This window comes from Methylobacterium sp. DB0501 (assembly GCF_011043735.1).
GTDB lineage: Bacteria > Pseudomonadota > Alphaproteobacteria > Rhizobiales > Beijerinckiaceae > Methylobacterium > Methylobacterium alsaeris.
The window spans coordinates 135,054-148,457 of record NZ_JAAKGV010000020.1; the positions used below are offsets into that span (position 1 = coordinate 135,054).

General features: G+C 63.9%; 10 protein-coding genes. 1 reads left to right on the forward strand and 9 read right to left on the reverse strand.

The window, feature by feature from the left end; genetic code table 11:
- Positions 1-2,283 (reverse strand): TonB-dependent receptor, encoded by a 2,283-nt coding sequence (locus G4G93_RS26320; RefSeq protein WP_048443127.1) that lies wholly within the window; start codon positions 2,281-2,283, stop codon positions 1-3.
- Positions 2,284-2,519: 236 nt separating this feature from the next.
- Here G4G93_RS26320 and G4G93_RS26325 point away from each other — a divergent pair, with 236 nt between their 5' ends.
- Entirely contained in the window at positions 2,520-3,428 is a 909-nt protein-coding gene (locus G4G93_RS26325) for a tetratricopeptide repeat protein (RefSeq protein WP_083469068.1), read from the forward strand.
- A gap of 296 nt (positions 3,429-3,724) precedes the next feature.
- Here G4G93_RS26325 and G4G93_RS26330 read toward each other — a convergent pair whose 3' ends face one another.
- From G4G93_RS26330 to G4G93_RS26365, 8 genes are all read right to left on the reverse strand, one after another.
- The gene (locus G4G93_RS26330) at positions 3,725-4,612 is read right to left on the reverse strand and encodes a manganese catalase family protein (RefSeq protein ID WP_048443128.1); all 888 of its coding nucleotides are present in this window, start codon (positions 4,610-4,612) and stop codon (positions 3,725-3,727) included.
- 853 nt (positions 4,613-5,465) lie between these two features.
- The gene (gene tnpC / locus G4G93_RS26335) at positions 5,466-6,749 is read right to left on the reverse strand and encodes an IS66 family transposase (protein ID WP_165088700.1); all 1,284 of its coding nucleotides are present in this window, start codon (positions 6,747-6,749) and stop codon (positions 5,466-5,468) included.
- 537 nt (positions 6,750-7,286) lie between these two features.
- Entirely contained in the window at positions 7,287-8,198 is a 912-nt protein-coding gene (locus G4G93_RS26340; RefSeq protein ID WP_165088702.1) for a TIR domain-containing protein, read from the reverse strand.
- Positions 8,199-8,257: 59 nt separating this feature from the next.
- Positions 8,258-9,049: an E2 domain-containing protein gene (locus tag G4G93_RS26345; RefSeq protein WP_053080424.1), complete on the reverse strand. Its 792-nt coding sequence runs from the start codon at positions 9,047-9,049 to the stop codon at positions 8,258-8,260.
- Positions 9,046-10,599: an adenylate/guanylate cyclase domain-containing protein gene (locus G4G93_RS26350; RefSeq protein WP_048445562.1), complete on the reverse strand. Its 1,554-nt coding sequence runs from the start codon at positions 10,597-10,599 to the stop codon at positions 9,046-9,048. The genes G4G93_RS26345 and G4G93_RS26350 overlap by 4 nt, the downstream gene beginning before the upstream one ends.
- A 137-nt stretch (positions 10,600-10,736) precedes the next feature.
- Positions 10,737-12,113: a metallophosphoesterase family protein gene (locus tag G4G93_RS26355; RefSeq protein ID WP_048445571.1), complete on the reverse strand. Its 1,377-nt coding sequence runs from the start codon at positions 12,111-12,113 to the stop codon at positions 10,737-10,739.
- 5 nt (positions 12,114-12,118) lie between these two features.
- The gene (locus tag G4G93_RS26360; RefSeq protein WP_048445561.1) at positions 12,119-12,403 is read right to left on the reverse strand and encodes a hypothetical protein; all 285 of its coding nucleotides are present in this window, start codon (positions 12,401-12,403) and stop codon (positions 12,119-12,121) included.
- Positions 12,404-12,419: 16 nt separating this feature from the next.
- Positions 12,420-13,403, reverse strand: a complete 984-nt coding sequence (locus tag G4G93_RS26365; RefSeq protein WP_048445570.1) for a caspase domain-containing protein — start codon at positions 13,401-13,403, stop codon at positions 12,420-12,422.
- Position 13,404 lies beyond the last annotated feature (1 nt).

Below are 13,404 nucleotides of genomic sequence, written 5' to 3' on the forward strand. Positions count from 1 at the left end.
TCAGAACCGCGTGCCCAGGCTGACCAGGACCGTGCGTCCCGAGGTCGGGATGGCCCGGGTGGAGAAGGCACCCGAATAGTTCAACTCGTCCGTCAGGTTGTACGCGTTGACCGCGATCCGGTAGTTCTCGGTCTCGTAGGAGACCAGCGCGTCGAGCGAGAAGGTGCCGGGGATCCGCGTGACGTTGTCGCTGGCCGGGAAGTAGCCATCATCGAAGGTGACGCCGCCACCGACCGTGATCTTGCCGGGCAGGTCCCATAGGGACCGCATCACCGAGGTTAGGTCGTAGGTCGTCCACAACGTGAAGGCGTTCTCGGGCACGTAGGGAGCCACCTTGCCGATATTGGCACCCGACAGGACCTTCCCGTTCAGATGCGTGTACCCGGCAAGCAGGCTCCACTCCTCGGTGAGCCGCCCCGTCGCCGTGAACTCGAAGCCGTCGACGCGCCGCCGCTCACCCGCATCGAGCGCGCCAAGGATCAGGCCGCCAGTGACGGGATCGACGTCGAAGCTGTTGCTCTTGTCGACCCGGAACAGGGCCGCGGCGAGACCGAGGCGCCCACCGAGCACGCTGACCTTGCCGCCGATCTCGTAGAGGTCGCTTTCCTCAGGCTTGAGGGCGGCCGTGCTCGGCACCTCGATGCCGGTCGAGTTCGCCACGTACTGTCCCTGTGGCGAGAAGCCTTTGGCGTAGGTGACGTAGTAGGTCTGATCCGGCGTCGGCTGCCAGATCGCCGCGCCCTTCGGGCTGACGCCGGTGGAGGCCGCCGTGACCGTCGAGCCGAAGATGCCCGTCGTGGTGTTGGTGGTGGCATAGGTGCTGACGAACCGGTCGACACGTACGCCCCCAAGCAACGAGAACTGCTCGGTGAGCCAGATCCGGTCGCTGAAAAAGCCGGCGAGGTTCGCACCGTCACCCACGCGCTGGTTGTTGTAATTCCGGTAGAGCGCGTAGCCGGATTGTGTCGGGTCGGGTGCCAGCAGGCGCTGGTTCGGCCGGGTGCCAGCCACCGCGAAGTTGATGCGGCGATCATTCTGGTAGAAGGCATCGAGGCCGGCCACCACCTCGTGGCGCAGGAAGCCCGTGTGGAACTTAGCCACCGCGGTCGTGACGTTCTGCGCACCCCAGGCGTCCTGATCGAACGCCGTGCCACCGCCGGCGCTGTAGGTGACAAACGGATTGCCGCCTGCAAAGAAGTCCCGGGCGCAGAAGGTCGCTGGCGCAGCGGTGCTGTTGGTGCAGAGCGGGTTCGTGCTCGCGAAGTTGCGGCTGTAGAATGAGAGCCGCGTATCATTGGTGACCGTGAGCCAAGGCGTGACCGTCCACTTCATCAGCGAAGTGAGGAGGTGCACGTTGGCGTTATCGCGGTCTGTCTCGCGTGCGTAGGACGTCGAGCGGTCGAGCCCGAACTCGGTGATCGGCCGTGCGTAGCGGTCGCCGGGGCGCTGCACTGTCGGCACGCCGTAATCGGGCGTGCGCTCGCTGTGTTGGAACAGGTAGTTCAGGTGCCAGGTGGTGTCGGTGCCGAGCCCGAAGCCGAGCGAGGCGGCGAGGCCGTAGCGATCAGACTTCGTGTGGTCCCGGTCCTGGATGTCCTGGCGGTGGGCCACGCCCGTGATGCGGATCGCGGTGGTCTCGTCGATCTTTCGATTAATGTCGAAGGTGCCTCGCGCGGTGGGACCGCTGCCGCCGAGCGCGTCGACGGCCGTGAAGTCTGTCAGCAGGGCGCGCTTCGAGATGATGTTGATCGCCCCGCCCGCGGTGCCGAGGCCGAGGGTCTCGGATGACGGTCCCTTGATGACGACGACGTCACCGATGTTGAAGCTGTCGCGGGCGTAGACGCCGAAGTCGCGCAGGCCGTCGAGGTAGACGTCGTTCTTGGCCTGAAAGCCGCGGATGCGGAACTGGTCGCCGTTGAGGCCACCGTTGCCCTCGCCGGAGCTGAGTGTAATGCCCGGCACGTTGCGCAGGGCCTGCTCAAGCGTGGTGGCCTGCTGCTGACGAATGACCTCGCCTGGCACCACGGTGACGGCCTGCGGGGTGTCTTGAACGCGGCCGGGAAAGCGGGACAGCCCGAGATCGGCGTTGAGAGTGTTGGGCAGACGGCCATCGTAGCCCGCGACGGTGATCTCCTCGAGGGGGATTACCCCGCTATCCACGGGAGCGGATCCTGGGTTCTGAGCGTAGGCGTCGAAAGGAATGAACGTGCCGAGACTGGCTGCGAGACCGACGCCCAGCGAGCCTACGGTGCCCGCGTCTCGAAACGACAACTCCGTACGCATCTCTACCCTCCAGGAACAATGGAGGCATAGACGTTCACGTGGGCGTGAGGCAATGGATGATATATGCTGTTTCCACGTATGATGCGCTGTCGCAACAATCTACAATAGTTACAATCTAGCTCTCTCGAGAATCTTCGTCTGATGTTAAATGGAATAATTCTACTTTTCCAAGCGAGTGACGGCTGCGGGAGAGCGGCGAAGCCGTGAGATCCACCGGCGCGAGGCGGACACAATCTATGGGTACGGCAGAACCTGCGCTCTGGGAGCTGCACCACAACACGGAAGCCGACTGGCGCCGCATCCTTGACGGATCGCCGGACAGCGCAGCGCGCTGGATCCGCTTCGCCGCGGAGCGTGGCTTCCGCTCGGCCCAGGTAGTTCTCGGGCAGATGCTGCTGGATGGGCACGGCGTGCCGCGTGATCCCACGGCGGCCTTCACCTGGTTCCGGCGCGCTGCATCCATCGGCAGCCTTGACGCATGCAACATGGTCGGGCGCTGCCACGAACTTGGTTGGGGCGTGCCGGCGAGCCACGCGGAGGCGCTCAGCCATTATCGCCGCGCGGCTGCGGGCGGGCATGCGTGGGGCCTCTACAACACCGGGTGCCTGCTGCTGTACGGAGATGTGCGGCGTGACCATGCGGAGGCGTTTCGCTGCTTCTCGGCAGCGGCTGAGCGCGACGAGCGTGAGGCGAGCAGCAAAGCCCTCGGTATGCTGGCGCGCTGCCACGAAGAAGGGTGGGGCACTCCTGTCAACCGCGTGGCTGCCCTCCGCTGTTACCGAGCCGCTACGGCTGCGGGCGATTGCTGGGCCGCCCTCAACCTAGGCATGATTCATACCGAGAACGATCGGGTGGCCGAGGCACATGCCGCTTTCGAGACCGCACTCGCGCATGCCACCCCGCACTGCCTGCCCATGATTGTCAGCGCGTTGAACGACGTGGCCGACCCCAGATTGGCAGGATTGATAGCTGATGCGATGAGTCGTGCGCAGCAACTCGATGGGATGCAAATGCCAGTATCTCTTCCATATCATAAGCGCGACGCGCTGCAGCGACACAAAGCAGCTTGGATCCTAAAGACTTCTATCATTGCAGCCTACTTGATGAAGTTACTTGTTGATAGCTGGCCTCGAGGGTTATCGTGAAATCGAATAGGATAATTTTTTGATTTTGATGGTGTCTAAGGTAAAATATATTTTTCAGAGCCTCGTCCACCGCTACGATCCGCATGTCTTCCGTCTCACCGCGGCGCTTGGGCATTACGCCCGCAGCAAGGATCATCTGAAAGGCAAAATCAGATTGAAGAGCGAGCACGGCTAACCAGCTGTTATATAACGTCAGCGACTTGGTAAGGCATTCACTTCTCTTAAGAAGCAGAGCGTCGGGCAGGATGAATCAACCCTGCCCGATGCCTTGCCGGCAGAAGCTATGCCGTGCCTTGTCAGATTTTGCTGTTGGTCACCGGCGGAGCTGTCATTTGCTCCTTCTGCGCACCTGAGTCAGGCCGGGCCGGGCCGAGCACCGGCTCCTCGCCAAGGGGCTCGAACGCCTTGAAGTGGAACTGGCCCTTGCCGTCGATCGATGGGCCTTCCGAGTAGCGGCCGGGTGGAACCGGCGTGCCGTTGCGCTCGGTGCCCATGAACATGTAGCTGAACTCCTGCGCCTCCTTCGACTGGTCGAAGCTGTTGGGCACCGGCAGCGACTCCTTCAGTCCGCCCATGTCCTCGATGATCGCCAGCCACTGCTGCTGGTGCATCGTGTCGCGGGCGATGAGGAAGCTGAGCATGTCCTGCATGCCCTTGTCATGGGTGGAGTTGTAGAGCCGGACCGCCAGGGTTCGGCCGGTCGCCTCCGCCGCCACGTTGCAGAACATGTCGCCGACGAGGTTGCCGCTGGCATAGACGTGCGAGCAGTTGAAGGGTGCCCCATCGCAATCGGCCGGGAATGCGGCCATACCGGTGGAGAGCAGGTGGCGCTGGAGCATGCCCTCGACCACGTGGCGCGGCTGCTCACCCCCCATCACCGCGCCGACGATTGGGTTGCCTTGGACCGAGGTCTCCTGCAGCGTCGCCGGCGCATCCTCGAGGTTGAGGGCGACCGCCGTCGACAGCATCTCGATGTGGCTGATCTCCTCGGTCGCGGTGTTCAGCAAAATGTCGCGGTATTTGGTGCTCGGCCCGCGGGCGCCCCAGGCCTGGAAGAAGTACTGCAGGCAGACGCGGATCTCGCCCTCGATGCCGCCGATCGCCTGCTGGAGCTGGCGGGCGAACAAGGGATCGGGCTTCTCGACCTTCACCGGGTACTGCAGGCGCTTGTCGAAATAGTACATCGGGGCCTCCTGATTGGAATTTTCCTAGTCGGAGCTCGGTGGCACCCTCAGCACGGTACTCCACCGGGGTATGCGACTTGCGCTCCAACGTTCAGGCGGTCGATGGGTTCATCTTAGAGTAATTCTAAATTAAGCTATTCGTTTGGTGTCGCGCGGGCATTCCAGCATCCCATCCTGTGGCCAAGATGTATGAAAAATGACCGGACACTGTTGTCGAATTCCAGCGGCCTTTCGGCTTGGCGTCTCGCGCGGCTGCTTCGCCCGAGTGCGATCCCAACGAGCGCCGGCCTCCTGGCATTCCCAGACGGAATTCGCCAACAGTGTCTGACCGTTTTCCTTACATGCAGGCGGGTCGGCCAGAGCTGACGCGCCTTACGCCACAGCCGCGCGTGCCGGAGGTTGTCAGGAAATCCTGTTAGCCATCCAAATTTCAGAAAAAGGGTCCGACAATCAATCGATGATCCTATCTGCCTTGTCCATTAGAGCCTTCCCCCATGGACCGTTCCATGCCCTGGCTGTTTTCTTTCCACACGAGCGGTATCAATATTAGGAACAGCGACACCTCTTTGCTGTAAAATATTATTTGTATAACGCAAATCGCCGCAGGTCTTACATAATTTTTCTTTCCTCATAGACATGTGTTCTCATGTCGAAATTGCCTCGTACAGACACAGCCTTCAGCTCTTCCGCGCTCCTTCACTCAAGCATGCTTCTGCAGACAAGCCGCGAGATTATGCAGAGCGATCGCGGCAAGTGCTCGCAATCAATAGGATCTCACCTATGGTAATTACCCACGGGGTGTTTTTGACGCGGGCGTTCGTCGTCCCGTCCTGTTCGGGATGGTGGGGGGTGATCAGGCGGTGATGGTGGTGAGCAGGGTGGCGAAGGGCGTGGCCTTGGTCTTGAGCGCGGCAGTGGCGACGACGGTGCGCACGTCTGCCTCGCCCTTGGCCGCCCACATCGCCCGATAGCCGTTCGTCACCTTGCGCTGGACCACCGCCGGCCGCAGGTCGCGCTCGCAGGCGTTGTTGGTCACGTCCACCTGCCCCAGGAAGGCCAGGAAGGTCAGGAGTTGATCGTGCGCCCGGCCCATCCGGGCTTGGAGCGCCTGGGTCAGATCGCACGTCGCCGGGGCCTTCAGGATGGCATCGAGGTCCTGCTCCAACTCGCGCCGCTTGCGCGCCAGGGTCGAGGCGGCCAACTCGGTCAGCCCTCGGGCGAGCCCGAAGGCCTTGTCGAGCCACCACGTGAGCCGCAAGGCGATCAGATCGTCGCCCGCCTCGACCGCGTAGGCCACGTCGCGGGCGAGATGCGCCAGGCAAGTCTGCTGGTGCTCGCCGTGGCCCTGCTGGGCCGAGTACCGGTCGGAGATCCACACCAAAGGCCGGTGCCCGGCCATCACCTCGCCGACCACGGCAGCAGACCGGCTCGGGGCGGCGTGATGCACGACCGCGTCCTGGCAGCGGAACACCCAGTGGTAGCTGTTGGCGCCCTCGATCCGCACCCCGGTCTCGTCCGAGGCGACCACCGGAGCCTGGCGCAGACGCGCCAGCGCGGCGTCCCGGCCTTCGGCAAAACAGCCTTGGGCGCGCCGCAGCAGGTTCATCAGCCCGCCCCGGCTCAGCCGCAGCCCGAACAGGTCCGACAGGGCCGCCTGCAACCGGTCGTAGGACAGCGCCTGAAAGGTCTTCGGGTACGTCGCCACCGCGTGCAGCCGTGGCCCGAACGGCGTCGCGTCGGCTCCCGCCGGCCGCGGGGCGGCGACCCGGGTCCGGCAGGCCGGGCAGGTCACGCACAAGCGCCGGTGCTGCTCGACCACCGGGCGAACGAGCGGCAGGTCGATGCGCTCGTGCACGCTGACGGTCTCGGCCGGAAGATCGGCCGGCAGCAGCTCGCCGCACGATGAGCAGGCGGAGGGCCGATGCTCCACCACCTGATTCGGATCCGGCGTCAGCGCCCGCTTGTGGCCCTCATGTCCAGGCTTGGCCCCACCCGGGCGGGACTTCTCGCGACGCTCCTTGCGGTCGCTCGCCGGCGGCTTGGACGAGGTGCGCGACGTCTTCTCGGGCCGGTGCAGCTTCAGCACCAACTCGATCAGTTCCTCCTTGCTCAGGCGCTCGAGGTCACTGCGGCTCATCCCGACAGGGAACCAGCCAAACAGCCGTCCGGCAAGGGGACGGTCCGACGCCCCCTCTCGCGACCGAGCTGCGCCGTCCCGACACCCCACTGGGTAATTAACCCTCCCGCCCCCGCCATCCCAACACAGGACGGGCCGACAAACGCGCGTGCCAAAAAATATCCCCTGGGTAATTACCGGAAGTCGGTTGAGCGATGCAGCATAGTCAAAAAAGCATTAGGATCCTTGCTAAGCGCTATGGCAACAACCAGAAGACTGTCGCCATAGGGAAGAAGCGCTTTTCGACGGCCGATGGCATGCGGGAGCGAGCGTGCCCAGGTCAACTACGACAGCAATGACCAGCTTCATTCGGGCGCATCCCACCGACGTTGAAGCTAGCTGCATATTCACCCGTCGCGTGAAGACGCTATGCAGACTCACACACCATATGGCCATCTGCAAAGCCTGGACGGACGAGATATTCCAGTTCGCCCAAAACCCGTACCGCCCAACTACGGGACAATGCATCTGTAGATGCAATCAGTTTGCTTAGGTCGATTAAATATTTCGCCCAAGGCGCAAAATGTGGTCTCGTAATATGTTGCAGGCAGGTCCCATGAGGGCGCTAACGTCGCTGCCAGGCGTGAACTGATATTTAATCGTTGTGATCCCAGCCAAATCACTCGGCAGCTTAAGTTTCGAGCCCTTCGGCTCCATTAGGATGGCGCGCTGGCGTCCCAAGCTCCCCATGAAGAAGCCCAGTTCGAACACAACGTTGTCCCGGGGCGTTGGCCACTCTTCGTCGCGGACTTCTGTCTTGTCGTCGGGGTGAGCGACCGCTACCGCGAAATCAGATTGCATCAACTCCTCTTCCAGCGTCTCAAGCGTGTAGTTCGTCACCTTGAAGACACCGTTCGCCCAAACGACCGTCAGGAACGGGTCGTTCGCGAGCGCATTCTCGATGGCTCGTGCCACCGGAAGGGCCTCCGAGGATGAGAACAGGAATACACGCGGCTTTTCGTTTGCAGGTCGGATCAGCGCGTTTCGTTGCTCTAGGCGTCGCGCCAACTCCTGCGCCATGCGTCGCCAGACCTCGGGATACCGGTCGGCAACGACGGAGAATTCGGCCTCGCTGACCTTCAGGACGACGGCCTCGGTCGTCGCGGTCACGGTCGCTGCGCGCGCCTGGAATGGTGCGACGGCTGCCATCTCGCCAACCTGATCTCCTCGGCTACGCATGTTAACGCGATGGTCGTTCACGACGATCTCGAAATTGCCGACTATGATGAAGAACAGGTCGTTGTCGGTGCCTCCCTGCTCAATGATTGAGGTTCCGCGTTCGATGCGTACGAGCTCGCCCACGTCGACCAGGGCTTCGGCAAGGCCAGGCGTCCCGGTAACGAGCCTTTGGCGGCCCATCTCTTCCACGAGGCGCACCCGGCCCCGTTCGCCTTGAAACCGTTCGAGCATGGCACATCCTCCCGACTGTTACGCGCACCCACCCGATGCGCCTTTGCCGCGCCAGGGCCTCACGGCCTGGCGACGCCCAGCGGGCAACCGTCCATGGTCCCGCAACAATCCTTGCCTTCGAACGACTTCCAGAACGACCGCTCCGCGGTGGCCATGTCCTGCATCGCGCCGACGATCTCGACTAGGCGGCCGGCATGGTCGCGGCATCGCCGGAGGGTCAAGGGCCGCTCGTCCTGCCCGCAGGGGCAGGCTTGCCGAAGCGTCGCCGGGCGACGATGCATGACGAAGATGCGCGCCATCGTCCGGCCGTCAACCTGCAACCGAACCGCGCTCCCCTGCGACGAACACCCTTTTGACCGAACCGTGGCCACACGTCCTTGGAACAGCCGGTCGCGCAGCCGGGGCGAGACCGCCGCGGCCGCTTCGAGCGCCTTGCGCTGATGTACGGCAGCGCCGCCATGGGCCCATTCGCGACGGTCCGGCCATCGGCGCAGGCGCCGCGCACGCTCCTGCAGGCGTAGGAACTGCAACACGGCACCCCACCATGTCGCGCCTTCCGCGGTGGCTTCGAGTGCTAGGTTCTCATAGGGCTCCCAGTTCAGGCAGAACGACCCATCGGCATTGATGTGCCGCATCGGGCAGAACGCCGGGAGACGAGCCCCTAAGGTCGCCTCCCGAACATATGGCCGGCCGCCGCTCGCCTGGACCTCAAGTTCGTAGCCGTGGAGGCTCCCGTCCGTCATCAGGATGGGCACGGCCGCGCGTAGGAGACCATTGGTCGAGAGAAGCGGCGTGATCCCATATGCCGGGGCTGCCGACGCGAGGATCTCGACCGCCGCCGGCTGGATCATTCCCCGCCGACCTCGACGTAGGGTGTGACCACTTGATCGGCAGCCCTTTTGACCGCCGGCGCCGCGGCGGCGAACGCCTCGGCCTTGATGGCCTTGGCGGTCCGGTCGCCGTCGGCTGCAAGTCCCTCCACCGCCTCGTTGTAGTCGAGGCCGTCGAAGCGCCGGGACGGGCCGAACAGGTCCCTGACTGCTTGCGTCCCGGATTTGTATGCGACCTGCCCGATGGCCGTCTGCGTGCCCGTGCAACGCTTCTGTTCGGACTCCGAAGCCAGTACGCCGCGGCTCACCGAGCATCGCAAGCGGTCCCCGTGCGCGCCGAGCCGCGTCAGGGTCATCGGGCCGAACTCGATGCCTATCGCAAGCCCGAGCTTTTTCACGTCGACCCCCTCCTCGTCGAGCTTCTCCAAGGCGAGCTCGAAGCTGCTCCGAAGGGCACCGGCGCACAGTACGGCCGTGCTCACCGTCTCCTCGTCGTCGGTCGTCTGCGCCGTTCCCTCGCACAGCAAGCCGTGGATGCAGTCGCCGATGAAACGGACCCGCCGGCCCTCGAAGTCGACGCCCATCACGCGGTCGAGTTCGGCGCGGATGACGTGCAAGGCGCGTACGACATCCTCCGACGTCCTCGCTTCCAGGTGGCGGGCCACGTAGGCCGTGAAGCCATCGATATCCGCATAGACGGAGACGGCCTCCTGACGTCGGGAGTTGGATGGTGTCAGCGCGATAATGTCTATGGTGCGCAAAGGCGGCGTGTGGCGCGAAAACTCGTAGTTGGAGAGTGGGTTCTTAGCGAGGTCGGCGCGCCATTCTTCCGCGAGATCCTCTACGTCGAGGCCGAGCTTGGCGTCTGCCTGCGACAGGGCTACCTCGCTGGCGGTCATCTTGGTCTTGGACGGCTCCTTGACCTCGGTCAGGCCTATCGCGCGCCGGGCGTTGTTCGTCAGGAATATGCCGACCGCGGACCCCGCCGCTGAGAACTTCGCGGCATGGTTCGCTGGATCCCCCAGGAACAAGGGCTCGCGACCGCCGTTCCGGCCGTTGTTCACGACGAGGGCGAGACCGCTATCTATCCCGACTCTGACCCTGGCCGCGGGAACATACTCGTCGTCGTCGCCTGTGGCCGCGCAAACGTCGATGACGAGCTGGGCGATGGCGACCGCGCGATGGAGCCTCCGGGCTTCGGCGCCGCCGTCCTCCTCGTCGTCGCTGTCGTAGGGTTTGTGGACGACGGCGTGCAGCCGCTGGTTATGAAAATCGACGCGCAGCGCATCCGCCCTGTTGAGGATGCGGCGCACGCTTCGACCGTGCAGGTCGAGGAACCGAAGCGTTCGCTTGTGGCATGTCTCCCCTTCGCTCAACGTGCAGTTCAGCATGTCGTCGAGGTTAAGGATGTCCGCGTAGAGATGCACGGCCTTCATCCGATAGGCCTTCGCGGTGGGTATGTTGCCGAGCGACATCTCGCGCTTGAAGTCGACGATCTCGACCTTCTTCACGTCCTTGATCTTGGCGGCGATGTGTTCGGCCGCCCGGTCACGCTTCCAGCTATGTGCCATGTCAACTTCCGCCTGTCGACGGACCGGGCAAGGACCGGCCTGATTGTGAGTTTCGCGGTGGATCGAGGGATGCGGACGTCAGCGCTGCACCGGGCCGACGACATGGCGCCGCCACTCGATGGTCCCGCGCCCGAACGTCATGAGATCTCTTCGGAAAATATTTCCTCCGTGCCAGCATCGGTGACCTGCATGTATCGGGCCCGACATGAGCCAACCCCGACGTCGATGACGGCGTAGCCATGGGTGAAGACCCCGCCGCGCGTCTGAAGCCTCGTGCCCTCAATGATGGCGGGCGTCTGCTCCAGGTCGTCGAGAGGCTTGTAGATGTTGTCGAGGACAGACACCGGGACGGCGCCGTGGCCGATGCACCGACCAACTTTTATTCCCGAGAACGGCTCGTAGATCCCCAGCGAGTGCTCGTGGCCCCAGAACCAGGCCGCCACGCAGCCGTCTCTGTTCATGCGCTCAAAGGCACGCATCAGGTGGGGGTTGCTTGGGTTCCTCTTGCCTTGCGCCGGCTTGGCGCCGATGGCCGAGAACGCGGAGAACGGCTGGTGATGCGACAGGAGTATGGTCCGACCTCCGAACTCCTCGATCCGCTGGCAATGCCATTCCAGCTCGTCGTCTTCGAGGTGGGTCAGGGCATCGGCAACTGAGTGGGGATTGTTGTCGTGCAGGCCGGTATCCATGGCAAGGAACTGCCATCTCTCGTCCGCCGAGCGCAGGCAGAAGAAACTCGCGCGCTGCCGGAGGGAGCCCTCGTTCAGCTTCGGCAGCAGATCGTAATATCCGACCCCGCCGCAGTACATGTCGTGGTTTCCGGACAGCGTGTACACCAGGGTTGGTCGCTTGGTCCGCAACTCCCGCGTCACCGGGCGGAGGAAGTTGTCCTCGCACTCCTTCCTGGTCCCCGAGTAATAGATATCCCCGAGGTGGACCAGCACGTCCGGGTGCTCCCCTGCGATGGACCTCAAGACCTCTATGGCCGGCCGTGCGCCGGTGCCCCAATCGCTTACGAGCGCAAGGCGCGAACCGGCCTTGATCTCGTGCGTCTCCGGACCGGCCTGCGCGGGCCGGACGTACGGAATCGGCTTCCGCTTCCCGTCCGGACCGAAATACCCCGCGTAGGCACGCAGGGTCGTAACCCATTCCACGTCGCAGGTCCCAGTCCTGTATTCGTCCTCGACCTCGGCGAGCGCAGCCTGGTTGCCACTGGCGAGGGCCTTCACGTAGCGCAAGGCCAGTTCGACGCACACCTTGCCTATATCGACCGGTGACAGATCCCGCGCCGCCGGCGAGGAAGGCCGCACCCCGGACCCGATGCCCGCGTCGCGCCCGCACTCCCGTCTCGTGATTGCAGTCGCCTCATCGTTGAACGTCGCCGAGGCCGACCGTTCCAGCCGTCGTGCACCCGGTCCGGAGGCCTTGGCGTCAATGCGTTCAGCGACCTCCGCAACCGCCGATTGGAACAGGGACAGCACCGGATCGCGCACACTTTCGAAAGTTTCGGGCATCGACTTCACCCACTCCTCTCTTCGTCATCCTGGAACCAGCGCTTCAGCACCGGGAGATATCGCCGGACCTGCTCCCGGTCGCTCTCCTTCTCGTCCTCGGGTAGGTCCTCGTACTGCATGCCGAATTGGCGCTCCCATCGCTCGACCAACTCGGCGGACAGGACCAGCGACCCGTCCGGCCGGCGGACCGCCTTGGCATGGACGTAACGCTGCCAGTGGGACCACCGCTCGTGCTCGATGGCCGCCAGTTCCTCAATGAGCGCGTCGTCATCCCCACGGTCGCGAACCATTGCCTGCCATCCCCGGTCAGATCAGCTTCTCGGCCACCAGCCGCCTGTAGTGCTCGCCGAGCACGGTCAGCTCGCAGCTCTGGCTGTCCATTGCGGCATGCCACATGTGGGGGGCCCCGACCGGCCGGACCAAGTTCACTTTCACGTAGCTCTGGAGCACGGCGAAGATCTCCGTGTTCGCGGGGTTGGGCGCCACCCCCGTGTCCGGCCTTTCCCTTTCGGGCTCGAACGATGGATCGAGCTTGATCCTGTGACCCGGGGCTGGGAAGAGCGAAGCAAGCTTTTTAAGATCAGAGAGGGATATGGGGGGCTTGGCCCTGCGCAATGACACGAACGACTTCACGTTGGTCTTGAACACCGGTCGCTGCCCGCCCCATGGTCCGAGCGACTGGTCGATGTGGGCATAGACGCTGCCCGGCGTCACGTCCCCGACGAGGTTCGCGGCCGCCCCGTCGAGCGCGTGGACCAGCAGGTTGGTGAATACGCCGGGGGCGCCGTTACCGCCCTCGTACGCGTACTCCTTCTCGGTCGACGCGGTGAGGAGGGTCATCCCCTCGGCAATCTCGGCAACGCCGCTGCCGCCCGCCCGGTTCCCAGCTATGCCGCCGTAGCAGCTATCAAGGATGATGATCCTGTTCTTCGCCTTCGACTGCCTAGCGAACGTCATGATTTCGCTCAGCGGGAGGCCGTCGTTGCCGTCCTGGCTGTCGCTGGCACAGAGGAAGCCGCCCGTCTCGTCGACGAAACCGTGGCCTGCGAAGTAGAGCAGGGCCACGTCGGGATCGCCCGCGAAGACGGCCTCAACCTCCGTGCGCAGTTGCCGTCGGTCGAGCGGGTTGCCTCTGTCCGTCGCTGTCAGGAGCCTCGGCGTGGTGAAGTTCACCGACTGGTCGAAGTTGGTTTCGAGGACGCCGGCGACGGCGGTCGCATCGGCGACGCAGCCCTTCAGTGGCTTGAGGCGATCGTAGTGATCAATGCCGATGATCAAGGCCTTCCGCATC

Bases quoted from the DNA above. Each gene is read 5' to 3' on its own strand.
- tnpC (WP_165088700.1), bottom strand. From the start codon at position 6,749: ATGAGCCGCAGTGACCTCGAGCGCCTGAGCAAGGAGGAACTGATCGAG.
- G4G93_RS26325 (WP_083469068.1), top strand. From the start codon at position 2,520: ATGGGTACGGCAGAACCTGCGCTCTGGGAGCTGCACCACAACACGGAA.
- G4G93_RS26330 (WP_048443128.1), bottom strand. From the start codon at position 4,612: ATGTACTATTTCGACAAGCGCCTGCAGTACCCGGTGAAGGTCGAGAAG.
- G4G93_RS26355 (WP_048445571.1), bottom strand. From the start codon at position 12,113: ATGCCCGAAACTTTCGAAAGTGTGCGCGATCCGGTGCTGTCCCTGTTC.
- G4G93_RS26360 (WP_048445561.1), bottom strand. From the start codon at position 12,403: ATGGTTCGCGACCGTGGGGATGACGACGCGCTCATTGAGGAACTGGCG.
- G4G93_RS26365 (WP_048445570.1), bottom strand. From the start codon at position 13,403: ATGCGGAAGGCCTTGATCATCGGCATTGATCACTACGATCGCCTCAAG.
- G4G93_RS26345 (WP_053080424.1), bottom strand. From the start codon at position 9,049: ATGATCCAGCCGGCGGCGGTCGAGATCCTCGCGTCGGCAGCCCCGGCA.
- G4G93_RS26340 (WP_165088702.1), bottom strand. From the start codon at position 8,198: ATGCTCGAACGGTTTCAAGGCGAACGGGGCCGGGTGCGCCTCGTGGAA.
- G4G93_RS26320 (WP_048443127.1), bottom strand. From the start codon at position 2,283: ATGCGTACGGAGTTGTCGTTTCGAGACGCGGGCACCGTAGGCTCGCTG.
- G4G93_RS26350 (WP_048445562.1), bottom strand. From the start codon at position 10,599: ATGGCACATAGCTGGAAGCGTGACCGGGCGGCCGAACACATCGCCGCC.